Source organism: Streptomyces sp. NPDC001020 (genome assembly GCF_053599115.1).
In genome coordinates this window covers 144,111-167,969 of the sequence record NZ_JBSFLQ010000015.1, presented here as the reverse complement: position 1 = coordinate 167,969, position 23,859 = coordinate 144,111, and the positions used below count along the sequence as shown (strand labels likewise).

Annotated in this window: 18 protein-coding genes and 1 pseudogene; 10 read left to right on the top strand and 9 right to left on the bottom strand. The window is 69.7% G+C overall.

The window, feature by feature from the left end:
- Window positions 1–95 (top strand): annotated as a pseudogene (locus tag ACWDEX_RS17045) (hypothetical protein); the annotation flags it as partial.
- 364 nt (window positions 96–459) lie between these two features.
- On the opposite strand, the gene ACWDEX_RS17040 reads toward ACWDEX_RS17045, so the two are convergent.
- Both ACWDEX_RS17040 and ACWDEX_RS17035 read right to left on the bottom strand, forming a co-directional pair.
- A complete protein-coding gene (locus ACWDEX_RS17040) occupies window positions 460–3,270 on the bottom strand; it encodes a helix-turn-helix transcriptional regulator (RefSeq protein ID WP_450464235.1) in 2,811 nt (936 codons plus the stop codon).
- Between the two features lie 187 nt (window positions 3,271–3,457).
- Window positions 3,458–4,294 carry a response regulator transcription factor gene (locus ACWDEX_RS17035; RefSeq protein ID WP_450464233.1) on the bottom strand — a complete coding sequence of 279 codons (837 nt, stop codon included), beginning with the start codon at window positions 4,292–4,294 and terminating at the stop codon, window positions 3,458–3,460.
- Between the two features lie 99 nt (window positions 4,295–4,393).
- On the opposite strand from ACWDEX_RS17035, the gene ACWDEX_RS17030 reads away from it, so the two are divergent.
- Together ACWDEX_RS17030 and ACWDEX_RS17025 are read left to right on the top strand one after the other, a co-directional pair.
- Window positions 4,394–6,073: an AMP-binding protein gene (locus ACWDEX_RS17030; RefSeq protein ID WP_450464231.1), complete on the top strand. Its 1,680-nt coding sequence runs from the start codon at window positions 4,394–4,396 to the stop codon at window positions 6,071–6,073.
- A complete protein-coding gene (locus ACWDEX_RS17025) occupies window positions 6,070–7,680 on the top strand; it encodes an AMP-binding protein (RefSeq protein ID WP_450464229.1) in 1,611 nt (536 codons plus the stop codon). Before ACWDEX_RS17030 ends, ACWDEX_RS17025 begins: the two co-directional genes overlap by 4 nt.
- Before the next feature lie 30 nt (window positions 7,681–7,710).
- On the opposite strand, the gene ACWDEX_RS17020 is transcribed toward ACWDEX_RS17025, so the two are convergent.
- Window positions 7,711–8,358, bottom strand: coding sequence for a CBS domain-containing protein (locus ACWDEX_RS17020; RefSeq protein ID WP_450464227.1), 648 nt, complete (start codon window positions 8,356–8,358; stop codon window positions 7,711–7,713).
- A 302-nt stretch (window positions 8,359–8,660) separates the two neighbouring features.
- Here ACWDEX_RS17020 and ACWDEX_RS17015 point away from each other — a divergent pair, with 302 nt between their 5' ends.
- Window positions 8,661–10,838, top strand: a complete 2,178-nt coding sequence (locus ACWDEX_RS17015; RefSeq protein ID WP_450464225.1) for an MMPL family transporter — start codon at window positions 8,661–8,663, stop codon at window positions 10,836–10,838.
- A 47-nt stretch (window positions 10,839–10,885) separates the two neighbouring features.
- Window positions 10,886–11,467, top strand: a complete 582-nt coding sequence (locus ACWDEX_RS17010) for a hypothetical protein (protein ID WP_450464224.1) — start codon at window positions 10,886–10,888, stop codon at window positions 11,465–11,467.
- Window positions 11,468–11,511: 44 nt separating this feature from the next.
- Here ACWDEX_RS17010 and ACWDEX_RS17005 read toward each other — a convergent pair whose 3' ends face one another.
- Complete coding sequence (locus tag ACWDEX_RS17005) at window positions 11,512–12,159, bottom strand: class I SAM-dependent methyltransferase (protein WP_450464223.1); 648 nt, start codon at window positions 12,157–12,159, stop codon at window positions 11,512–11,514.
- 186 nt (window positions 12,160–12,345) lie between these two features.
- Between ACWDEX_RS17005 and ACWDEX_RS17000 the strand changes: the two genes are divergently transcribed.
- Window positions 12,346–13,137 (top strand): alpha/beta fold hydrolase, encoded by a 792-nt coding sequence (locus ACWDEX_RS17000; RefSeq protein WP_450464243.1) that lies wholly within the window; start codon window positions 12,346–12,348, stop codon window positions 13,135–13,137.
- Window positions 13,138–13,253: 116 nt separating this feature from the next.
- Here the strand turns inward: ACWDEX_RS17000 and ACWDEX_RS16995 are convergent, their stop codons facing one another.
- Both ACWDEX_RS16995 and ACWDEX_RS16990 read right to left on the bottom strand, forming a co-directional pair.
- Window positions 13,254–13,916 (bottom strand): response regulator, encoded by a 663-nt coding sequence (locus ACWDEX_RS16995; RefSeq protein ID WP_450464222.1) that lies wholly within the window; start codon window positions 13,914–13,916, stop codon window positions 13,254–13,256.
- Window positions 13,913–15,043, bottom strand: coding sequence for a sensor histidine kinase (locus tag ACWDEX_RS16990; RefSeq protein ID WP_450464220.1), 1,131 nt, complete (start codon window positions 15,041–15,043; stop codon window positions 13,913–13,915). The genes ACWDEX_RS16995 and ACWDEX_RS16990 overlap by 4 nt, the downstream gene beginning before the upstream one ends.
- 571 nt (window positions 15,044–15,614) lie before the next feature.
- Here ACWDEX_RS16990 and ACWDEX_RS16985 point away from each other — a divergent pair.
- Window positions 15,615–17,492, top strand: coding sequence for a multicopper oxidase family protein (locus ACWDEX_RS16985; protein ID WP_450464218.1), 1,878 nt, complete (start codon window positions 15,615–15,617; stop codon window positions 17,490–17,492).
- Window positions 17,493–17,520: 28 nt separating this feature from the next.
- On the opposite strand, the gene ACWDEX_RS16980 is transcribed toward ACWDEX_RS16985, so the two are convergent.
- Window positions 17,521–19,773 (bottom strand): MMPL family transporter, encoded by a 2,253-nt coding sequence (locus ACWDEX_RS16980; protein WP_450464242.1) that lies wholly within the window; start codon window positions 19,771–19,773, stop codon window positions 17,521–17,523.
- Between the two features lie 263 nt (window positions 19,774–20,036).
- Here ACWDEX_RS16980 and ACWDEX_RS16975 point away from each other — a divergent pair, with 263 nt between their 5' ends.
- Window positions 20,037–21,233, top strand: a complete 1,197-nt coding sequence (locus tag ACWDEX_RS16975) for a sensor histidine kinase (protein ID WP_450464217.1) — start codon at window positions 20,037–20,039, stop codon at window positions 21,231–21,233.
- A gap of 12 nt (window positions 21,234–21,245) precedes the next feature.
- Here the strand turns inward: ACWDEX_RS16975 and ACWDEX_RS16970 are convergent, their stop codons facing one another.
- Together ACWDEX_RS16970 and ACWDEX_RS16965 are read right to left on the bottom strand one after the other, a co-directional pair.
- Entirely contained in the window at window positions 21,246–21,920 is a 675-nt protein-coding gene (locus tag ACWDEX_RS16970; protein WP_450464215.1) for a response regulator, read from the bottom strand.
- 182 nt (window positions 21,921–22,102) lie between these two features.
- A complete protein-coding gene (locus ACWDEX_RS16965; protein ID WP_450464214.1) occupies window positions 22,103–22,801 on the bottom strand; it encodes a VOC family protein in 699 nt (232 codons plus the stop codon).
- Between the two features lie 401 nt (window positions 22,802–23,202).
- Between ACWDEX_RS16965 and ACWDEX_RS16960 the strand changes: the two genes are divergently transcribed.
- Both ACWDEX_RS16960 and ACWDEX_RS16955 read left to right on the top strand, forming a co-directional pair.
- Window positions 23,203–23,451 (top strand): hypothetical protein, encoded by a 249-nt coding sequence (locus ACWDEX_RS16960; protein ID WP_450464213.1) that lies wholly within the window; start codon window positions 23,203–23,205, stop codon window positions 23,449–23,451.
- A complete protein-coding gene (locus tag ACWDEX_RS16955) occupies window positions 23,448–23,816 on the top strand; it encodes a helix-turn-helix domain-containing protein (protein WP_450464211.1) in 369 nt (122 codons plus the stop codon). The genes ACWDEX_RS16960 and ACWDEX_RS16955 overlap by 4 nt, the downstream gene beginning before the upstream one ends.
- Window positions 23,817–23,859 lie beyond the last annotated feature (43 nt).

Here is a 23,859-nt window from a genome sequence, read left to right as displayed (position 1 = left end):
CAGACATCTGCAAGTACGCCCGCGACAACGGCGTCCCCGTCGGACCGGGCCGTGGTTCGGCCACCGGCTCGATCGTCGCGTACGCGACCCGGATCCGGGCCGCTCGTGGAGGCCCGCAACGCTCCCTGGCTTTACCTGAGGGTTAATCAGGAAGTGCTTCTCACGTGGTGAGTTGGCTTTGTCGTCGCCAGATCTGAGAAGGTGGTCAGTCAGGCGACTCGGCGTGTGTGAACCCGAACATATGTCTCCTCGAAGGCTGCCGGTGGGGGGTCACACGGGCGGGGGCGGTGCACGGGGGTCTCGGGGCCGAACCCCGTGTGCCCGAGCGAGCGGCACGTCCTCACGCTAGAAGCCGGAGTGGTCCCCTCCCAATGAGGGAACCCCCTAAGGGCGGCGGACAGGGATAACCCTCGGTCTCCGCGTGTAAACCCGCTCATGGGGACGGCCGGTGGCAAGAGATCAGCCGGAGCGGTGCCCGGCCGCCAGGCGCACGATGTCCACCCGTGAACGGATCCGCAGCTTGCGGTAGACACGGGTCAGGGTCGCCTCCACCGTCTTGACGCTGATGAACAGGCGTGCGGCGATCTCACGGTTCGTCGCACCCTCCATGACCAGCGCGGCGACCTGCCGCTCCGTCGCCGCGAGGGTGTCGAGCGCCGCGGCGGACGGCCGCGGCTGCGCCGGGCCCGTGACCGTGGCCGTCTCCACCTGGCGCAGCCACGGCATCGCGCGGCAGCGACGGAAGAGACGGGCCGCCTCGTCGTAGGACGTCGGGCCCGGCCGCCGGGTGCGCAGATCCGCCAGCGCGTACGCCGCCCGCGCCTCCTCCAGCCCATGGCCCAGCTCAGCCAATCGATGCTGAGCGGACGTCAGTTGACGCACGGCCGCAGCGGTTTCCCCGCGAGCCGACCGGACCAGCGCCTCCGCCCGGTCCAGTACCGCGAGCACGCTCTTCCGCCCGAGCCGCAGCGCCCGGGTGCGCGTGGTGTCGATGACGTCCTGCGCCTCGGCCGGCTCACCGACGCGCACCAGTGCCTCGGCGAGGTCCCCGTGCCACCGTCCGCGGGCCGGATCGGTGACCCCGAGACCCTCCTCCAACTCCCGTACCCGGCGCAGGGAGCGCACCGCCCCCGCCGCGTCCCCGGCCACCAGCCGGGCATGCCCCAGTGCGGCCAGAGCCCGGGACAGGTAGAGCACGTCGCCGTCGTCCTCTGCGCGCGCCACCGCCTCCCGGCCCAGCGTCAGCGCCCGGTCCACCTCCCCGCCCGCGGCCTCGGCGAGCGAGGTGAGCACGGCGCTAGCGGCCTCCCCGATCCCGGTGTCCCGTGCCAGCCTGAGGCTCTCGCGTGCCAGGTCCAGCGCCCGCCCGCAGTGACCGGCCCGCAGTTCGGTCTCGGCGAGCCCGCGCAGGAAGTGCATCTCGGCCTCGACGATCCCGCGCCGTCGTGCCTCGCGCAGCAGCCCACTGATCGTCTTGCGTGCCTCGGTCAACTGGTCGCTCATGAGCAACCAACGGAACCGCGCGGCGCCCGCGCCGTTGTGGTCGCACGCCACCCGTGGATCCTGCGGCTCGCGCAAGGCCCGTTCGATCGTCGCGGGCGCGTCCGGATGCCCCATCAGCGTCTCGGTCTGCGCCCGGAAGGCCAGCGCCAGCAACTCGCCTCTCCGGTCGCCCGCGCGTGCCGCCAGATCCGCGGCGAGCGCGGCCTCCTCCCGGGCCCGCTCGAAGTCGCCCTCCACGATCAGCGCCCGCCAGCCGAGCCGGTAGTGCACCAGGGTGAGCAGCCGCGGATCATCGCCCGCGTCCGCCAGCGCCTGCGGGAAGACCGCGTCGACCCCGGCCATGGCATGCCCGGCCGCATCGATCACGACCATCCACGCCCGCACCCGGTCCGCCGATTCGGCCGCGTGCGCCAGTACCTCGTGTGCGATGTCCCGGGCGAGGTCGGTCTCCCCGGCGGTCAACGCGTCCTCGGCCGCCTGCAGCCGCCGCTCGATCGGACCCCGCAGGGCGTTCGCGGGAGTGTGCCGGGCCGCGAGCAACCCGAGCCCCGCCGCCACCGACGGCGCGCCCCGGTCCCGGGCGGCGGATGCGGCCTCGCCGAGCCGCTCCGCCACTCGCGGATCCGTCCCGGTCGACGCCAGCGCGAGATGCCGGGCGCGCTCGATCGGATCCGAGGCCGCCGTCGACAGCGCGGCGTGCGCGGCCCGCCGCTCCTGCGTGCTCGCCTCGGCGTACAGGGCGGCCGATATCAGCGGATGCGCGAACCGGATGCAGGGCGCGTCCCGCTCCGTCACCAGCAGCCCCAGAGCGGCGGCCTGCGCGGTCTCCACCTCCGCGTTCTCCCGGCCCGCCGCATGCAGCAGGGCCAGTGTGGGCCGTGCCCCCGCGCTCGCCAGGAGCAGCGTGCGGCGTGCTTCCTCGGACAGTGCCTCCAGTCGGCCACGGACCAGCGTGCGCAACGAGGTCGGTACGGGCAGCGGCTCGCCGGGGCTCGGCGGCGTCGGGCTCTCGGCGAGGGCACGGCCGAGCTCCAGCGCGAACAGCGGGTTGCCCCCGCTGGTGCGGTGGATGTCGCGGACGGTGGAGCGGGGCAGCCCGGTGTGGCCGCGGTGGCGGAGGAGTTCGGCGATGTGTCCGTGCGAGAGTGGGCTGACCTTGACCGGGAGTGTGTCCGGCGGCGACGTGCTCAGATGGCGGTCGTGGTCGTGAGCCTGCGGCTCGGTGTGCGTGCGCACCGCGCACAGCATCTGCACGGGCGTGCCGCCCAGGCGCCGTGCGGCGAAGCCGAGGAGTTCGGCGCTGGCCGGATCCAGCCACTGGAGGTCGTCGGCGACGATCAGCACCGGGCCGCGGGCGGCGAGCGCGCGCAGGGTCGACAGCACCGCGAGCCGCAGCGCCAGCCCGTCCCGCTGCAGCGTGGACTCGCCGCGGCCGGTGAGTGCGGATTCCAGGGCGGTGCGCTGCGGGGCGGGCAGTCGGTCGGCGACCTCGTCCACGACCAGACCGAGAAGGTCCGCCAGGGCCAAGAAGGGAAGGTGAGATTCGGACTCGGTCGCCGAGCAGCGCAACACGGTGCGCGCCGCTTCGCCGTATTCCGCGGTCAGCGCGCGCAGGATGGTCGACTTTCCTATTCCGGCCGGACCGTGCACCAGCACACTGCCTCCGCCGACAAGCTGCTCGCGCGCTCCCGCCAGCAACTCCTCCCGGCCGATGACCAGGTCGGAGCGGGGTCTCAGAGGCTCCTTGAAGTCCCGTCGCACGGTCACCGCTCCCTCCGAGTGTCGTGTCCTGGGCAATATTAGGCACCTGATCATTGGAATTCGCCCGGACCGTATGGTGAGGGAAATAACAAGAAGGCACACGGGAATTCACGGGAGTGCCGAGTGAATGACAGGCCGACAATCCGGGGCGGTGCGGAAAGGGCGGGTGTGTGGTGATCCGCCGGGACAGCCCTTACGGCAGGAGCCCGGCCCGACGCGCGGCGACCACCGCCTCCCACCTTGTGTGAACGCCCAACTTCCGCATGGCCGACCGCAGATACCCCTTCACGGTCTCCGGACGCAGCCCCAGCCGCTCAGCGGCCGCCGCGTTCGTCGAGCCACCCGCCACGCACGACAGGACGTCCACCTCCCGTGGCGCCAACACCACCGCCCGTGTCGGAGACCCGGGCGCGGTCGCACCGGCCAGGCGTCCGCACACCTGGAGGAGTTCGGCCCGCACCACCGGGTCCTCCACCCGGTGTGCCAGCGCACGCAGCGCGCCATGGGCCTCGCGCACCTGCTCCCAGGCCGCGCTGGACGGCCCCGCGGGCTCGCGTACCGTCGTCAGCAGGGTGCGCGCCTCGTCCCTGACGGCCAGTGCCTGCTCCACGTCCCGCGCCGCCTCCACCGCCGCGCTCAGCGTGCGGTCGCCCAGCGGCTGAGCCGTCCGCAGGGCGCCGTACAACACAGCGCGCACTCGCCGGCGTACGACCACCGGCACCGCGAGTACGGACTTGATGCCCTCCGTCGCCACCGCCACGTCGTACTCGTGGCTGATGTGCTGTGACGCCGAGTAGTCCGTCACCGCGCAGGGCCGGGCCAGCACGGCCGCCTTGCCGCCCAGGCCGTTGCCGGTGACGACGGCAAGCGCGCTGAACGCCGTGGTCGCGGTGCCGCTGAGTTCGCTGATGCGGATCTGCGGCCGCCCCGGCTCCACGAGACCGCCGAACGCGACCGGCAGCCCCGTCACACGCCGCAGCCGCACCAGGGCCGCCCGCACCTCCACCGTCTCGGCTGCGTCAGCTGCCACGTGCTCGCCCCTTCCGCGGCGCACCCCCGTTCGGGGGTGGTGAGACCTACATCACGGATTACACGATGTCGGGTAGCTGTCCGGCAAGGAGGAGGACACATGACGGCGAACACCGATCCCGCGGCCGCGTTCCGGACCGCGCGGGACTTCCTGCTCGCGCACCGCGAGGACTACGCCGCGGCGTACGCGGGCTTCCAGTGGCCGCGACCGGCTCACTTCAACTGGGCGCTCGACTGGTTCGACGTCATGGCGGAGGGCAACGACCGCCCCGCGCTGCACATCGTCGAGGAGGACGGCCACGAGACCCGGCTGTCCTTCGCCGAAGCGTCCGCACGCTCGAACCAGGCCGCGAACTGGCTGCGCGAGCGCGGAGTGCGTGCCGAGGACCGCGTTCTCGTCATGCTCGGCAACCAGGCCGAGCTGTGGGTGACGGCGCTGGCCGCGATGAAGCTGCGCGCCGTGGTCATCCCGGCCACCCCGCTGCTCGGCCCCGCCGACCTGCGCGACCGGGTCGACCGCGGCCGGGTCCGGCACGTGATCGCGCGCGCCGAGGACACCGGCAAGTTCGACGAGGTGCCCGGCGACTACACCCGGATCGCGGTCGGCGGTGCCGGCGCCGGCTGGCAGCCGTTCGAGGACATGTACGCCGCCCCCGCGCTGTTCGCACCCGACGGCCCCACGCTGGCCGACGACCCGCTGATGCTGTATTTCACCTCCGGCACCACCGCACGCCCCAAGCTGGTCGAGCACACCCATGTCTCCTATCCCGTCGGCCATCTGGCGACCATGTACTGGATCGGACTCAAGCCCGGGGACGTGCACCTCAACATCTCCTCGCCGGGCTGGGCCAAGCACGCCTGGTCGAACCTGTTCGCCCCGTGGAACGCCGAGGCGACGGTGTTCATCCACAACTACACGCGCTTCGACGCGGGCCGGCTGATGGCCGAGATGGACCGGGCCGGGGTGACCACCTTCTGCGCCCCGCCGACCGTGTGGCGCATGCTCATCCAGGCGGACCTCACCCAGTTGCGCACTCCGCCGCGCGAGGCCGTCGCGGCCGGTGAGCCGCTCAACCCCGAGGTGATCGAACGGGTGCGGCACGCCTGGGGCGTGACCATCCGGGACGGCTTCGGTCAGACCGAGACGGCCGTGCAGATCTCCAACAGCCCCGGGCAGTCGCTGAAGACCGGCTCGATGGGCCGTCCCAGTCCGGGCTTCCGCGTCGAGTTGCTGGACCCGGTGACGGGCGCGCCCGGCGTGAGCGAGGGGGAGATCGCCCTGGACCTGTCGGCCCGGCCCGTCGGCCTGATGGCCGGCTACCACGGCGACGCCGACCGCACCGCTCAGGCCATGGCGGGCGGCTACTACCGCACGGGGGACATCGGTTCGCGGGACGAGGACGGCTACATCACGTACGTCGGGAGGGCCGACGACGTCTTCAAGGCCTCCGACTACAAGATCTCCCCCTTCGAGCTGGAGAGCGTGCTGCTCGAACACGAGGCGGTGGCCGAGGCGGCCGTCGTGCCCGCACCGGACGAACTGCGGCTGGCCGTCCCGAAGGCCTACATCGTGCTCGCCACGGGCTGGGAGCCCGGCCCGGACACCGCGAAGGTCCTCTTCGAGCACTCCCGGGAGGCCCTCGCCCCCTACAAGCGCATCCGCCGCCTGGAGTTCGGCGACCTGCCCAAGACCATCTCCGGCAAGATCCGCCGGATAGAGCTGCGCGAGGCCACGGCCGCCGGGTCCACGGCGGAGTACCGCGAGGAGGACTTCCGGTGACCGCACCGTCGTACACCCACGGGACCAGCACCACACCACTGCTCGGTGACACCATCGGCGCCAACCTCGACCGTGCGATCGCCGCGTACCCGAACCGTGACGCGCTGGTGGACGTGGAGTCCGGGCGCCGCTGGACGTACGCCGAGTTCGGCGCCGCCGTCGACGAGGTGGCGCGCGGACTGCTCGCCAAGGGCGTGCGCACGGGTGACCGGGTGGGCATCTGGGCGGTCAACTGCCCCGAATGGGTGCTGATCCAGTACGCCACCGCCCGCATCGGGGCGATCATGGTGAACATCAACCCGGCCTACCGCGCCCATGAGTTGGCGTACGTACTGAAGCAGGCCGGGATCTCGCTTCTGGTCGCCTCCCTCGCACACAAGACGAGCGACTACCGCGCCCTTGTCGACCAGGTGAGCAGTAGCTGCCCCGAGTTGCGTGAGACGGTCTACATCGGCGACCCGTCGTGGGACGAGCTCACGGCGCATGCGGCCTCCGTGTCACAGGAGCAACTCGCTGCTGTGGGCGCCGGGTTGAGCTGCGACGATCCCATCAACATCCAGTACACCTCGGGCACCACGGGGTTCCCGAAGGGCGCCACCCTCTCCCACCACAACATCCTCAACAACGGCTACTGGGTGGGTCGTACGGTCGGCTACACCGAGCAGGACCGGGTGTGCCTGCCGGTGCCCTTCTACCACTGCTTCGGCATGGTCATGGGCAACCTCGGTATCACCTCCCACGGGGCGTGCATCGTCATCCCCGCGCCGTCCTTCGACGCGGCGGCCACACTCAGGGCGGTTCAACAGGAGCGCTGCACGTCCCTGTACGGCGTACCGACGATGTTCATCGCCGAGCTGAGCCTCCCGGACTTCGCGACCTACGACCTGTCGTCCCTGCGGACCGGCATCATGGCGGGTTCGCCGTGCCCGGTCGAGGTGATGAAACGCGTGGTCGCCGAGATGCACATGGAGGAGGTGTCCATCTGCTACGGCATGACGGAGACCTCACCGGTGTCGCTGCAGACGCGCAGGGACGACGACCTGGAGCACCGCACCGCCACGGTCGGCCGGGTCCTGCCGCACCTCGAGGTCAAGATCGTCGACCCGGCGACCGGCGTCACCCTGCCACGAGGCTCGGCGGGCGAGCTGTGCACGCGCGGCTACAGCGTGATGCTCGGCTACTGGAACGAGCCCGAGAAGACCGCGGAGGCCGTCGATCCCGGCCGCTGGATGCACACCGGCGATCTGGCGATGATGCGCGAGGACGGCTACGTCGAGATCGTCGGCCGCATCAAGGACATGATCATCCGCGGTGGCGAGAACATCTACCCGCGCGAGGTCGAGGAGTTCCTGTACACGCATCCGAAGATCGCGGACGTCCAGGTCGTCGGCGTCCGCCATGAGCGCTACGGCGAGGAGGTCCTCGCCTGCGTGATCCCGCGCGACCCGGCCGACCCGCTGACGCTGGAGGAACTGCGGGCCTTCTGCGCGGAGCAGCTCGCGCACTACAAGATCCCGAGCAGGCTGCAGATCCTCGATTCCTTCCCGATGACCGTGTCGGGCAAGGTACGCAAGATCGAGCTGCGGGAACGGTACGCGGGCCGGTAGCGCCAGGGGGAGGATCCGGACACAACACCACTACCAGTAGGCCCGGTCGGTGGTGAGGTGGGCCTCCACGGCCACGACACCGTCGATGCCCTGGCAGAGGCCCACCAGCACCGCGACGAGACGTGGTTGCGGGACATGACCCCGCAGGGTGACGGTTCCGTCCCGGACACCGACCGCGACGGTGCCCTCTTCCAGGCCGAGGATGCGCCCCAGGACGTCCCGCTCGACCTCGTCGAGGATCTCGTCGTCGGAGCGGACGAAGGTGTTCAGCAGGTCGCCGCGGGTGACGATGCCGGTGAGGAGCCCGTGGTCGCCGACCACCGGCAGTTGCTTGACGTGCCGTCTGCCGAGTTCCCGCGCGGCCTGGGGAATCGACCAGTCGGCGCGGGCGGTGAAGACGGGGCTGCTCATGAGCGCGCCCGCGGTCCGGGCCCGGGCCTTGCCCCAGGCGTCCTCGTCGTTCCCCTCCTGCCCGAGCGGATCGGGCATGCCGGTTTCATGCCGCAGCACGTCGGAGGCGGACACGACGCCGATGGGGGCGCCGTCCTCGTCGACGACCGGGGCCGCGGCGATGTCGTTCGCGTCCAGCAGGGCGGCGACCTCGTGGAACGGTGTGTCGGGGCGGAGGGTGAGGACCTCCTCGGTCATCACGTCACCGACCGTGCGACGGTTCAGCATGGCGTCGGCCTCCTCCGCTCCGCGACGGGGCGCGCGCAGGCCTGGGCGGCCCTGTCGGCTCGTCCACGCACCCTCTCCTACCCATGACAGCACCGCGCCGCTCCGGCGACCAGAGGCGTTCGGCCTGGCGGTGAGGGCCGTCGGTCCCCTCCGCTCCGGCTCATGGGAAGCGGTGGCGTGTACGGCGCAAGGAGTACACCGTCCGCGGTAGCGGAATCGGCGGAGTGCCTTCATCTGTACGGCGACACGGGGGAGCCCGCTCACGAGCATGGGACGCGACGCTCAACGCTCGAGGAGAGATGATGCCAACCGACACTGCCCGTACGGATGGACCGCTGGCGGGATTGGCCCGGTTCTGCTACCGGCGTCGCCGCCTGGTCCTCCTGGCCTGGATCGTCGGTGTGATAGCCGTGGCGTTCGCGGGCTTCGGCTTCGGCGCCGCCCCCGAGAACGACTTCTCCGGTGGAGATTCCGGGTCCGCCAAGGCGCAGGCGCTGTTCGCGAGGCACTTCCCCGAGCAGCAGGGGGACACGCTGACTCTCGCGATCAAGGCGGAGAAGGGGATCGACGACCCCGCCGCCCGGCGGAAGATCGAGAAGGTCGTCGACGATCTGGCCGGCTCGCCCCTGACAGGACCGGTGATCTCGCCGTATCAGGACAAGAGCCTGGTGACGCAGGATCGTCGTATCGCCCGAACGACCATCCCGCTGACCGCCAAGGAGGCGAAGAAGACCGAGGTCAAGTCACTGGTGACCACGGTCAAGGAAGCCTCCGGTGACGGCGTGACGCTGGGGCTGGGCGGAGAGATGGCCGAGAAGGCGGAGACACCCAAGCAGGGCCCGACGGAGAGCGTGGGCGTCCTGGCCGCAGCGGTGATCCTGTTCATCGCCTTCGGGTCACTGGTGGCGATGGGCCTGCCGATCGTGACCGCACTGATGGCGATCCTCGGCGGAATCGCCCTGATCAAGCTCGTGGGGCATCTGGTCCCCTCCCCGGACTTCACCGTGATCTTCGCCGCGCTGATCGGTCTCGGTGTCGGCATCGACTACGCGCTGTTCATCGTGACCCGCTACAAGGAGAGCCTGCAGCACGGCGACGAGCCCGAGACCGCCACGGTCAAGGCCATCACCACCGCTGGTCACGCGGTGTTGTTCGCCGGCACGACCGTGGTGATCGCGCTGTTGGGCCTGATCGTCATGGGACAGAGGCTGATGACCGGTGTGGCCATCAGCTCGTCGGTGACCGTGCTGGTGACGATGCTCGCGGCGGTGACTCTGCTGCCCGCATTCCTGGGCTTCACCGGCCGCAAGATCAACTCGCTGCGGCTGCCCCGTCGCACCTCCCGCGGCAACAGGTCCGCCGGAGTCCCGTCCCGGGAGCGCCGTACCCCCGCCGAGCGCTGGGCCGGCGTGGTGCAGCGCAAGCCGCTCGTCGCCGCGGTACTGGCCGGCGCGGGCCTGCTGGTGCTGGCCTTCCCGGCGCTGTCGATGCGGCTGAGCCTGCCCGACGCCAGCGTCCAGCCCCATGACAGGAGCAGCTACACCTCGTACGAGATCGTCTCCGAGGGCTTCGGCCCCGGCTACGGCGCACCCCTGATCTTCGCCGCCGAGGTCGGCGCGGAGGGCGCCGATCTGCGTCCCGTCGCCGAGGCGGTCGGCAGGACCGAGGGCATCGCCTATGTCACGCAGCCGCGGATCAGCAAGGACGAGCAGGCCGCCACCTTCATGGCCTTCCCCAAGACCGGATTCCAGGACGAGGCGACCACTGACCTGGTGCACAAGCTCCGCGACGACGTGCTGCCCAAGGCGCCCGGCGGCAACGAGATCTACGTCGGTGGCCCGAACGCCGGTGCGATCGACTTCGCTGAGGAGGCCGGCTCACGCCTGCCCCTGATGATCGCGGTCGTCGTCGCGCTGTCCCTGGTGCTGCTGATCGCGCTGGTCCGGTCGGTCACGATCGCACTGCAGGCCGCCGTGATGAACCTGCTGTCGATCGTTGCCGCCTATGGCGTACTGGTCGCGGTCGTGCAGTGGGGGTGGTTCGGCTCGGCCCTCGGTTTCCCGACGGACATGCCGATCACGACCTGGGTACCGATGACGATGTTCCCGCTCCTGTTCGGCCTGTCGATGGACTACGAGGTCTTCCTGATCTCGCGGGTCCGTGAGGAGTACGAGCGCACCGGCGACACCCGGCGGGCGGTCACGCGCGGGCTGGCACAGACCGCCAAGGTCATCACGGCCGCGGCCGCCATCATGGTCGCCGTCTTCACGACCTCCCTGCTCGGCCCCGATGTCTCCGTCAAGCAGATCGGTCTGGGCATGGCCGTCGCCGTGCTCATCGACGCCACCATCGTCCGGATGATCCTCGTCCCGGCGGTGATGGAACTGTGCGGCAAGGCCAACTGGTGGATGCCCGGGCGCCGGGCGCAGAAGGCGACCTCGGCTTCCCCGGCCGAGGTCGGGGAGGAGGCCAGGGTCTGACCTCGCTAGTGCCGCGGCAGGGCTCTGGCAACAGCTAGAACAGAGGTATGAAGGAAACCGGAGCCCTCACCGGCGTGGTCATTTTCGTCGCATGGCTGGTGTGGAACCTGTTGAACGTGTTCCGCATCGTCGGTGGTCTGCGAAACGGATCATGGCGACGCCCGATGTGGTGGACGCGCTTGTGTTCCCTCTCGCTCTTCGCCGGTCTCGCATCCTGGCTCCGGGGGGTGTTCGTCGGAGGCCTCGACGTCGGCGAAACATGCCAGTTCGTCCACCACGAGCACTACGACAGTGCCTATCGGAACGCTCACGCCGAGGAGTTCCACAAGCTCTTCCCGCTGCACGACAAGTGCAACGCGCACTACGACATGGTGCCGGCGTGGGTCAATCCGACCATCGTGATCTGCACGGCCGTTGGACTGGTCGCCATCGCCGCCCTTGTGTGGTTCGGCACCGCACACCTCGCCACATGGGCGTCCAGGTCGGCCCGCCGGCCTACCGGGTCCTCGGAGGGAGACCGGTTGCCGGTCTCCCTCTTCGGTTTCGGACGCGCCGGACGTGTTCGGGGACGATCCGGGCATTCGGGCTCGCGTCCGGCCAGTGATCACGAGTCGACGCCTGCAGCCTGACGGCTCCCCGTCTGAACGGGGGTCCTCGGCCAAGCAGCACCCACCTAGCCTTTACAGGCGAGCAGTTGAATCTCCTGGAACTGCCGTCGGTCGGTGGGCTGAGGCTCGCGAACCATCCGGGCTACCTCGACCAACCCGAACTCGCGCAGCATCGCGGCGAGGTGATCAGGCCACCACCGATAGGCCGGCGCGACTGTGTGATCGAAGACCTGCGTCGGGTGAGACGGATCGTCGCTTGCCGAAAAGCCGACCAGGAGGTGACCGCCGGGTGCCAGTACACGGTGGAACTCCGTCAAGATGGCGGGGAGTTCCTGTGGCGGAGTGTGGATGATGGACCAACGTGAGAGTACGCCGCCGAGCACGCCGTCAGCGATGTCCAACGCGGTCATCGAGCCCACGTCGAACCGCAGGTCCGGATAGGCCTGCCGAGCCAACTCGATCATCGCAGGAGAGGCATCCACGCCAAAGGCCGCCAGCCCCAACTCAGCGAGGTAAGTGGTGACATGACCAGGTCCACACCCCAGGTCCGCGACCTGGCCGTTGCCACTCGCACTCACGACCTCGGCGAAGACGCTCAAGATCGCACGGTCCAGGGGCCTGTCACGCAGCGTGTCGCTGAACTGCTGCGCATATACGAGGGCAACAGAGTCGTAGGCCTCGCGGGTGGCACTGAAGGCATCGTGTTCGACCATGCTCGCGACAGTAGTCCCTGACGCTGGGGCGAGCCGAGAGAACCACGATCTTCCCTCCCGCCGGTTCGTACGTGCTGTCGCTACGCGGTCCGTGGTGGCACCACCGGCCACCCTCGCCTCATCCGCCCGCTCAGGTCCGGCGTCGGGCACGGTACTCTGCCCGCCGACACGGGAGCGAGGATGCCGATGATGCACGCGACGACACCGGACGGAACCCGCATCGCCTACCAGCTCCAGGGCCAGGGACCGCCGCTGGTCCTGCTGGCCGGCCAGGCCAACAACCATCACTGGTGGGACGCGGTCCGCGCCGACTTCCACCCCGCCCGCAGCACCCTCACGCTCGACTACCGTGGCACCGGCGACAGCGACAAGCCCGACACTCCCCACAGCACCGAGCTGTTCGCAGAGGACGTCATCGCCGTCCTCGACGGACTCGGCATCGAGCGGGCCGACATCTACGGCACGTCCATGGGTGGACGCGTGGCCCAGCAGCTCGCGGCCCGCCATCCGCACCGGGTGAGCGCCCTGGTACTCGGCTGCACCTCACCCGGCGGCCCGCACAGCGTCGAACGCGGCGACGACGTACGCCAAGCCCTGGCACATCCTCACCCGGCTACCGCGCGACGAACCCTGCTGGAGCTGATGTACACGCCCCGCTGGCTCGCCTCCCACCCCGGCCCGCACCACACTCTCGGCGATCCCGGCATGCCCGCCCACGCCCGGCGCCACCACCTCGCGGCCAGCAACCGGCACAACGCCTGGGACCTCCTGCCCGGCATCAGCGCACCCACCCTGGTCGTGCACGGAAGCGACGACCTGCTCAACCCCACCGCCAACGCAACCCTGCTGGCCGACCACATCCCCGGCGCCCGGCTGCATCTGATCCCCGAAGCCCGCCACGCCTACTTCGAGGAGTTCCGCACCCACGCCGGCCCCCTCGTCCTGGACTTCCTCACCACCGCACCGCACAAGCGGTGAAGTCCTGGTGTGGCGGTGCCTCGGCCTGTCGTGTCTGAGAGCGGTGAAGAGGCGTCGTCGGGGGGGTGTCGTCCATGCCTCAGCGCCGTGCGAGCGGTTCGCCGACTGCGTCGACATCAGCGGATTCGGGGGGCTACCAGGCCGGATTCGTAGGCGAGGACCACGAGTTGGGCTCGGTCACGGGCCTGAAGCTTGGTCATGGCCCGGTTGATATGGGTTTTCGCGGTCAGCGGGCTGATCACCATACGGCCGGCGATCTCGTCGTTGGACAGGCCCTGCGCGGCCAGGATGACGGCCTCGCGCTCGCGGTTGGTCAACTGCTCCAGCTCCGGGCCGACGTCCGTGTTGAGCGGCTGTGCGACGTACTGACTGATCAGCATTCGGGTGATCGAGGGGGCGAGCAGGGCGTCACCGCGGGCGGCGACGCGCACGGAGTGAAGGAGGTCCTCCGGCACGATGTCCTTGACCAGGAATCCGGCGGCTCCGGCGCGCAGCGCGTGGAAGACGTTCTCGTCGAAGCCGTAGTTGGTCAGGATGACGACGTGTACTCGGGCCAAAGCCGGGTCCGCGGCGATCTGCCGGGTCGTCTCGATACCGTCCATGACCGGCATCTGGATGTCCACGAGGGCGAGGTCGGGCAGGTGTTCCCGGGTAAGGGCGAGGCCCTCCCTGCCGTCACCGGCCTCGGCCACCACCTCGATGTCCTCCTCGGCGTCGAGAAGCGCGCGGAATCCGCTGCGAAGAAGTGGCTGGTCGTCGATGAGCAGGACACGGATCATGAAATCCTCGCCACCGGAAGTTCGGCCTGGACAGTGAAACCACCCTCGGCGCGCGGTTGCGCGCGCAGCCGGCCGCCCAGCGCGGAGACGCGTTCGCGCATCCCCTGCAGCCCGACGCCGGGCACCGGAGCGGAGCCCGGCCGGGCCGTGCCGTCGTCATCGACCTGGATGGCGAGGGCGTCCGGACGGTAGTCGATCCGGATCGACGCGGTGGTGGCGGCGGCATGCCGGGCGGTGTTGGTGAGTGACTCCTGGACGATCCGGTAGGCGGTCCGGTCCACCGCGTCCGGCACGTCGTGTCGTTCCCCTTCGACCGTCAGTGTCGCCTTCAGGCCTATTCCATGGGCCCGTTCCACCAGTTCCTGGACGTGGTCGAGCCCATGCGACGGGGTCTTGGTGTCGTCGCGCAGTGTCTCCAGGGTCGCTCGCAGTTCCCGGGTCGCCTCGCGGCCGGCCTCCTGGATCGCGAGCACCGCGTCCGGGACCTGTTCACCGCGCTTGCGGGCCAGGTGGACGGCGACTTCGGCCTGCACCTTGATGATCGAGATCTGATGGGTGAGCGAATCGTGCAACTCCCGTGCGATGTGCAGCCGTTCCTCGGTGGCACGCAGCCGCGCGGTCTCCTCGCGGGTGCGCTCGGCTTCGTCGGCCCGCTGCTCGGCCTGCCGCAGCGCCTCACCCGCGGCACCGGCGGCGATCAGCCAGGCGAACTGGAGGACGTCCCGGGCCTGTGCGAACGCCTCGCTCGCGGGCCCGCCCGTGGGAGAGATCATGATCGCGAGCGGGAGAGCGACCAGGAGGGCCACGCTTGCCGTCAGCGTGATGATCCGGTGCCCCGACCGTACGGCGGCGTACACCGCGAACAGGTACGCGACGGCAGGCACATCGAAACCGACCGCGTTGTAACCCGCCACACACAGCCCCGTGACGGCCAGGACGGTGATCGGGGCCCGGCGGCTCGCGGCCAGCGCCAGGCCGCTCGTCCCGATCAGCACGTAGCCGAGGATGTCGAGATCCGTGGCGGGGTGATCCTCGGCGAGCGCGGTGCTCAACAGCATCGCCGCCACACAGACCGCGATCAGCCACCTTCTGACCTGGGCCCGGACACGGGGCAGCGCTGTGCTCATATGTGCACCCTAGCCGGGGCTCGCCGCGGGCGACTCCTGCTTGCGGACGAGCGGTCATCTACCACGCACACAGTAGTGGCAGGTAAGTTGACGGTGCGTCAGTCCGGACTTCTGGGGGAACGGCGTATTCCTCACCCGGCCACATGCACGTCGTCTGGTTACGAACGTCCAGATCATCGAGGGGCGCACCGGCGGTCTGCGTCCTCGCGTTGTCGTCCTGCTGCTTCTCGCTCATCCGTGTCTTCCGCCAAAAGGCTTCCAGGTGACCGCTTCGCCCCATTTCTGCATATCAATGCTGTCACTCGGGTGCAGCACGGGCACGAGCGACGCGGAGATCTCGATGACCTGGAAAGGGCAACCTGACGGCGTGCGCGTGGCGCCCCCTGAACGGGGCAGCCGTCGTGCGCCCCCGCGGGGCCGATGCCATGCTTGCCGGTAGCTGGCAGCTTTCTGTATGGACCACCGGTGCTGTGCATTTTCCCACTGACCTGACCGAGGTCTGGACAAAACCATGATCAGTAGGCGGCGCGTCCTGCAGGCGGGTGCAGCAGGCGGAACCTCTCTTCTCCTTGTGTCCGGTAAGGCGACTTCGCGGGACCTGCCCACGGAAAAAGGACTGCTCGATCCCGCGGCGATAGAGAAGTACGCCGCCGAACTCGTGATACCTCCGGTTATGCCGCCGGACGACAGGACCGACCCGGACGCCTACACGATCGGCGCCCGTCAGTTCCGGCAGCAGATACTTCCCCCGGGCAGGCCGGCCACGACCGTGTGGGGATACGGGTCGACCAGGCATCCGGAGACGTTCCACTCTCCAGCCTTCACCCTCGAGGCCGAGTGCGGCCGCGAGGTCCAGGTCAGGTGGGTCAACCAACTGACCGACGCGAACGGCAGGTACTTGCCGCATCTGCTGCCGGTCGACCCCACACTGCACTGGGCGAACCCGCCGGGCGGAGTGTCGGCACGGGACTCACATCCCACGTTCACCTCGACGCCCGGACCGTACACGGGGCCGGTGCCCCTGGTGACCCATCTGCACGGAGGGTCCAACGGCGAAGTGAACGACGGGTACGCCGAGGCGTGGTACCTGCCCGACGCGCGCGGCATTCCCCGTGACTACGCGCGAGTCGGATCCTTCTACGAGGAGTTCGCGAAGAAGTCCGAGGCGCGGCACGGTGTGCCCTGGAAGCCGGGGGAAGCCGTCTTCCACTATCCGAACCGCAGCCGGGCCGGCACGCTGTGGTTCCACGACCACACCTTGGGCATGACCCGGCTGAACGTGTACGCCGGCCTGGCGGGCTTCTACCTGCTGCGCGGTGGGCCGTCCGACCTCGGTGAGGGCCTGCCCGGCCCCGCGCCGCGGCTCGGGGATCCGCCCGGCAGGCGTTACTACGAGATCCCGATCGTCATCCAGGACCGTTCGTTCCGCGCCGACGGGAGCCTGTTCTATCCGTCGAGCCGAGCGCTGTTCGACGGGTTCAAGGGTCCGTATGTGCCCGGCAGCGACATCGCGCCGATCTGGAACCCGGAGTACTTCGGCAACACGATGGTCACCAACGGTCGGACATGGCCCGTGCTGCGGGTGGAACCGCGCCGCTACCGGTTCCGGTTCCTCAACGGCTGCAACGCACGCACCCTGATCCTGAAGACCGTCACCGACCCGGCGGCGCGCAGGCCGGCCTCGGCGGCGCTTCCGTGGTGGCAGCTGGGAAGCGAGGGAGGCTTCCTGCCCGAGCCCGTCCGGCGCGAGCACCTGCTGCTCGCGCCGGCCGAACGCCTCGATGTCATCGCCGACTTCACCTCATTCCCGGTCGGCACCGAGCTGTACCTGATCAACGAGGGACCGGACGTGGCGTACAAGGGGGGAACGCCTGGGAAGGAGTTCGCCGCGGCGGACGCGAAGACCACGGGGCAGGTCATGAAGTTCGTGGTCGAGCCGCTCACGACAGCGGACACGTCGACGCCTCCCGCGCAGCTCACATTGCCGCCCTTCGAGCCGCTGGGCGCGGCCGGCCGTACCCGGCGAGTCAGCCTCAACGAGCTGGCGTCCGCCCGTCTGCCGCGCGTGGGCCCACGCCAGATGCTGCTCGGCACCTTCGACGCACACGGCAAGCCGAAACCACTGAGCTGGAGCGACCCCATCACGGAGAACCCCGCGCCGGGGGCGACGGAGATCTGGGAGATCCACAACCTGACGGTCGACGCCCACCCCATCCACATCCACGAGATCCAGTTCCAGGTCGTCGACCGGCAGGGGCTCCCGGCAGGCACCCGTCGGCCGCCGGAAGTGTGGGAGCGCGGTTACAAGGACACGGTGTTCGTCTATCCGCAGGAGATCACTCGTGTCAAAGTGCGCTTCCGTCAGGCAGGCCTGTTCATGTGGCACTGCCACATGCTGGAACACGAGGACAACGAGATGATGCGGCCGTTCCGCGTCGGCCCTGCCTGACGCAGGGCGGGCGCGTCTTCGGACGTGTTCAGGGGCGTGCGCTGAAGTCCGGTGCGGGTGCGGTCCGTTGCGGGAGTCCCGGGGAGTGCCGGGTCAGCTTGTCTCCTTCGATGTCGACGTCGGGCAGGATGCGGTCGATCCAGGCGGGCAGGGACCATGCGCGGCGGCCGAGCAGGGCGAGGGCGGCGGGCACGATGGTCATACGGACGACAAAGGCGTCGAAGGCGACGGCGATCGCCAGGCCGAAGCCGAGTGCCTTGATCACGGGTTCTGTGGAGCCGATGAAGCCGGCGAACACGCAGATCATGATGATGGCCGCAGCGGTGATGACCTTGGCGCTGTGCTGGAATCCCGCGGTGATTGCCTGGCGCGGCTCGGCGCCGTGGACGTACGCCTCGCGGATGCGCGTGACGAGGAAGACCTGGTAGTCCATGGCGAGGCCGAAGACAATGCCGATGGTGAGGATCGGCATCAGGCTCATGATCGGTCCGGTCTGCTCGATACCGAACAAGTCCTTCAGCCAGCCCCACTGGAAGACGGCCACCACCGCGCCGAGTGAGGCGAGCACCGACAGCAGGAAGCCGAGGGCGGCCTTCAGGGGCACGAGGACGGAGCGGAAGACCAGGGTCAGCACCAGGACGGCGAGGCCGACGACGACCAGAAGGTAGGGCATCAGGGCTGCGCTGAACTTGTCGGAGACATCGATGTTCAGCGCGGTGGTGCCGGTGACCATGCCCTGGGCGCCGGTGGTGTGGTGGGTGTCCTGCGCGAGGGCGCGGATGTCGTTGACGAGGTCTTTGGTGGCGTCACCGGCCGGAGCGCTCCTGGGGATGACGGAGATGATGGCGGTGTCGCCGGCCGGGTTGAACACCGCGGGGGCCGCCGTGGCCACGTCGTCGAGCTTGCTGATCGCCGCCTGCATGTCGGTGGCGGCCGTCCGGGCGGTGGCCGCGTCCCGGTCGGTGACGACCACGGTCAGGGGGCCGTTGAAGCCCTCACCGAAGGACGCCGACAGCATGTCGTACGCCTTGCGCTGGGTGGTGGAGGCCGGTTGGGCGCCGTCGTCCGGCAGGCCGAGCTCCAGCTTGGTCACCGGAAGCGCGACCACGATCAGCGCCGCGGACGCGGCGAGAAGGATCCGCGTCGGCCGTCGCAGAACCAGGGCGGCCCACCGCTCGCCGAGCGGCGCCTTGCCGGTACGGCCCCTGCGCCTGGAGGTGTCCGCGTCCCGCGCACCCGCGGCGGTGCCGCCGACGGCACGATCACAGGCGCGTCCACGGGAGCGTTCCGGCGCGAACCCCAGCATGGCCGGCACAAGGGTGATCGCAACCAGTACGGCGACGGCGACGGCTCCGGCAGCGGCGATGCCCATGGCGGTCAGCACCGGCAGGTCGACGACGGTCAGGCCGACCAGGGCGATCATCACGGTCAGGCCGGCGAAGACGACGGCCGACCCCGCGGTGCCGTTGGCCCGGCCGGCTGCCTCACGCGGGTCGTGGCCTGCGGCGCGTTCGGAGCGGTAACGGGAGACGATGAACAGGGCGTAGTCGATGCCGACGGCGATGCCCAGCATCGTCGCGAGCGCGGAGGTGCTGCTGTTCAGGTCGAAGACAGAGCTCAGCGCGCTGATCGCGGCCACACTCACGCCCACCCCGACCACGGCCGTAAGCAGCGGCAGACCCGCGGCGACGAGGGAGCCGAGGGTGATGACCAGAATGACGGCTGCCAGGGCGAAACCTATGGCCTCCGCGGAGGAACCCTGCTCCGCCGGGGCGAGCGCGCTCCCGGAAGCCTCCACGGTCAGGCCGGTGCCGCGGCCGTCTTCGAGCGCCTTGTCGAACCGTTCGTGATCACGGTCGGTGAGCTCGGCGGCGGGGGCCTTGTAGGTGACCTGGGCGTAGGCGGTCGTACCGTCCTTGCTCACGGTGCCGCCGGTGAAGGGGTCGCCGACGGAGGCGACGCGGGAGGAGGAGCCCTTGAGGTCCTCCAGCGTCGCGGTCACGTCGGCTCGGTGCCGCCGACTGGTGATCTTCTCCCCGTCCGGGGCGCGCAGCACCACGCGGGCGGTGGCGCCCTCAGCGTTCGCCGCAGGGAACTTCTCGCTCAGCAGGTCGTTGGCGCGTTGGGCCTCAGTACCGGGCAGCGTGAAGGCGGAAGTGGAGCCGCCAGTGCTGCTCGCCGCGGCGGCACCCACGGCGCCAAGGACGATGACCCAGAGGAACAGCACCAGCCAGCGCCGCTTGAACGCGGCACGGCCGATCCGGTGCAGGAAGGTGGCCATGAGGATGGGAAGACTCTCTACTGGTTCGAATCGGAACGTGCCGGTCAGCGGGGTCCGGCCGGAGGTCACGGTGGTGACGCCGCCGTCGATCAGTGACAGCGCGCCGACCGGCGGCCGGGCCACGGGGGTGCCACCGACCGCAGTGATCACCATGTTTCCGGCGTGCCGCCGCCCGCGGCGTCAGCCGTACGTACTGGTTGCGCGCAGGTCTGTCGGTCATTCGGCCGACACGGACACCGGCTCAGGCTCCTACGCTGAAACACGTGGACTGGCACCTTCCGCTCACCCCGGGCATCCGACGGCTCGTCACCGTCAGCGGACTGTTCGCGTTCGCCCTCATCTGGACGACGGACATCGTGCTGCTCAACCGCAGCGCTGACCCGTTCGGCTCCCCCACGACCTGGCTGCCCCTGCTCGTCACCGGCCCGCTGACCGTCCTCGCCGTCCTCGACACACCCTGGTCGCCCTCCTTGGACAGGCGCGTCGCCATCATCGTGGCGATCTCCCTCGCGCTGACGGCTTGGAGCTTGGTCGAGCCGCGCGGCCTGGCCTGGTGGGGAGCACTGGAAACGTCCGGGCTGCTGTTCCTCACCATCCGCACCACGGCCCACGCCGGCAGGCCTGCCACGGCGGCCGCCTGGACCATCGCGATCTGCGTGGACGTGCTGCTGCTACCGCTGCGCACCCGGTCGTGGTCGACTTTCGTCGCCGGCGGCTACGTCCTGACCGTCGCCCTGGCCATCTGCGTCACCATGGGCTGCGCCATCCGCGCCCTCGAAGCCCGCAGAGAGCGCACGGCTCGCGAGGTCCGCCAGGCCGAACGTCTCGCTCTCGCCCGTGATCTGCACGACCTCATCGCCCACCACATGACCGACATCATCGTCCAGGCCAACGCCGCCCTGACCATCCACACCGTGGCACCCGACAAAGTCGAACCGATCCTGCACAACATCGCCCGGTCCGGCACCGAGACACTGGCGTCCACGCGCCGCCTGGTACGCGTGCTGCGCGAGGACAGCCGCATCGCGCTGCGCCCCGGCGACCTGCTCACCGAACTCGCCGACCTCGTCTCCGCCCATTCGGCCGCTGCCCACGACGACGCCGGTGCGGCCCGGCTGGAGGCCACGGCAGCCGGCCGCACCGCTCATCTCAGTCCTGAGGTCGAAGTCACCGTGCACCGCCTGGTCCAGGAGTCCCTCACCAACGTCCGCCGCCACGCACCGGGCACGCGGACCGTCGTCCACCTGGACGCCGAGCCGGCCTGGCTGCGTGTGACGGTCACCAACACCCCACCGGCCCGTGCATCGACCGCGCCGGCCGGCGGCCGTGGCGGTTTCGGTCTCCTGGGACTGCGCGAACGCGTCGAAGCCCTCGACGGCACCCTGCACGCCGGGCCGTTGCCCGGCGGCGGCTGGCAGGTCCGGGCTACTCTGCCTCTCGTGGCCTCGCCCGCCTCCTGACCCGGCAGCACGTCACCTCCCGGAACGGACAACCCCGTGCTCCCAGGCCCACGCCGCCACTTCCACCCGGTTGCGGGCCCCGAGCTTCACCTGGATCCGGCCCAGGTAGGTCTTCACCGTCGACAACGACAGGAACAGCTCGCCGCAGATCTCCTGGTTGGTGCGGCCCACGGCCACCAGACGCACGATGTCCGTCTCGCGCTCACTCAGACCCGCGGTGTCCGGACGTCCCGAGGTCACACCCCGCTCGGTTTCCTCCAGCCGCTTCAACAGCCGCACCGTGACCGCGGGCGACACCAACGCATCCCCGCGCGCGGCCGCCTGCACCGCCTCGACCAGCAACCCGGGCGAAGCATCCTTCAGCAGAAAGCCGCACGCACCATTCCGCAGAGCGGTCCGGACATAGTCGTCCTGATCGAATGTAGTGATCACCACCACGTTCATGGGATCGGCAACACCGGGACCGGCCAACTGCCGCACCACTTCCAGACCGTCCAGCCGCGGCATGCGGATATCGGCCAGCACCACCTGCGGACGCAAGCGGCGCGCCAGCTCGATGCACTCCACGCCGTCAGCGGCCTCACCGACCACCCGGATCTCCGGTTGCGCCCCCAGGATCAGGCTGAAACCCGCCCGCACCAGCTCCTGGTCGTCAGCGATCACCACGTCAATCTGCGAACCGGACACCGCCCGTTCCTATCACAGCGCCTGAACACCACATGAAAGCCGCGGCATGGGGACTTCCAGTTTCATCCTCCACGGCCTGACCTGGCCTGTTCGTGGAGATGGCAGCAAGCCCACCAACATCGTGATGGCGGTGGGCTTCACCGCAGGCCGAGAATGGATAGCCGCAGGAGGGAGGCGCGGTGTCATCGCCGAGCGGGTTCCGGGCCGGTCCAGCCGGCGACCCCGACACAGGCTTCGTTGCCTTCCGGGTCGGCCAGCACCCAGTGCGACGGCGCGTGGGCGTCGCTCACCAAACGGCCACCGGCGGCAATGGCGTCCGCTATGCGCGCTTCGGCCTGGTCATAGGGCACCCATACGTCGATGTGAACCCGGTTGCGCTGAGGACGCGGTGCGTCCATCTGCTGGAAGTAGAACGGCGCCCCGCGACGGTGCGGGTCGATCAGGTCCTCAGGGCTGTTCGCGCGATCGGCATAGCCGAGCAGAGCACGCCAGAACCGCACCACATCGGGACCGGCAAGGGCATCGACGGTGACCTGGACGGTCTGCACGCCGGACGGGTCCGCCGGAATTCCGAGCGTACGTGCCACGGCCGAGATCTCCCGGGCCAGCTCGACGTCCCGTTCGCTCAGCCCGTAGAAGTCGCTGTTGACGGTGATCAGGCGCACGGTCACGCCGTCGTATCGCACATCGATGTCCGGGTGGCCGGCATCCACGCCGGGCAGTTCGCTGATGGCCTGCACCAGCCGCGCACCGACGGTCAACGACCCCGTGCGGAAGTATGTGCACGCTCCCTCACCCAGGACACGCCACTCCTCCAGGCCGGCGGTCTCATGGAACTGCTGCGGCCTGACACGCTCGACCTTGCCCTCTACGTAAGTCATGCCGCCAACGTAGCGGGCAGCTCTGACAACACGATGTCGGCCCGAGGATGACGGTCCCCCTCAACGGACCGCCATCTTCGGGCCGCACCCCCCAGTGGGGCCCGCCGCCCCCGTGCCGGCGGGCCCGTACGCCGAGAATGTGCCCCGGCACGGGGGGAGTTGAAGCCTTGCCGCGCGTGTTCAGAGGTTGATTTGAGGATTGCGTAGACGGCATACGCACGCGGGTGTACGTGTACTGCGGCACTCACCGGCTTCGGGCAGGTTCCGCGTCGAGGAACTCGGCCGCCCGGGTCCGTGTGCTCGGTGTCCGGAGGAGAGAATGTGCCCCGAATATGCCCTCTCAGCCCGAGGGCTGAGAGACTGAGCAGGTCAGAGCCGATGCCGTGGGGGGCAGTGCAGTTATGCGATTGAGAGTGGAGTTCACGACCGAGCCCTTCGATCTCGACGAGGCGCCCGGACACGCGCTGGCGGCCCGCGAGGTCATCGAGGCGGCGGACCTGGACGCGGTGGACGTCGGCCCGTTCGGCAACACCGCGGAAGGAGGCGCCGACGCGGTCCTCACGGCCGTGGACGCCCTGCTGCGCAAGAGCCTGGGAAGCGGCGCCACCCGGATCTCGCTGCAGGTCAACGTCATCGGGGAGGGCAAGTGACCGGCACGCGGGACGAGCCCTTCATCGCCGCCGTGAAGCCGCTGGTCGACGCCATGGGGGGCGAGATGCTCCCGCCCGACGAGGCCGGCCCCGACGACGTCGTGCTGTCCTGGGAGGGTGCCGACGTGGTCGCCGTACGCCTGCCGCAACTGGCCGACTCCCTCGACCACATCCTGGCCGCCATGGAGCGCAAGAAGGGCAAGCCGCTCGCGGAACTGGACCGCAAGTCCAAGCAGGAGGTCGTACGGACGCTGGAGGCGCGGGGCGCCTTCACCGTTCGGCACGGTGTGGAGACCGTGGCGAGCGCGCTCGGGGTCAGCCGCTTCACCGTCTACAACTATCTCAACCGTGAGAAAGAGGCCTGATCCAAACGAAGGACCCAGGTCCCGAGTGACTGCCGCCGTCCGC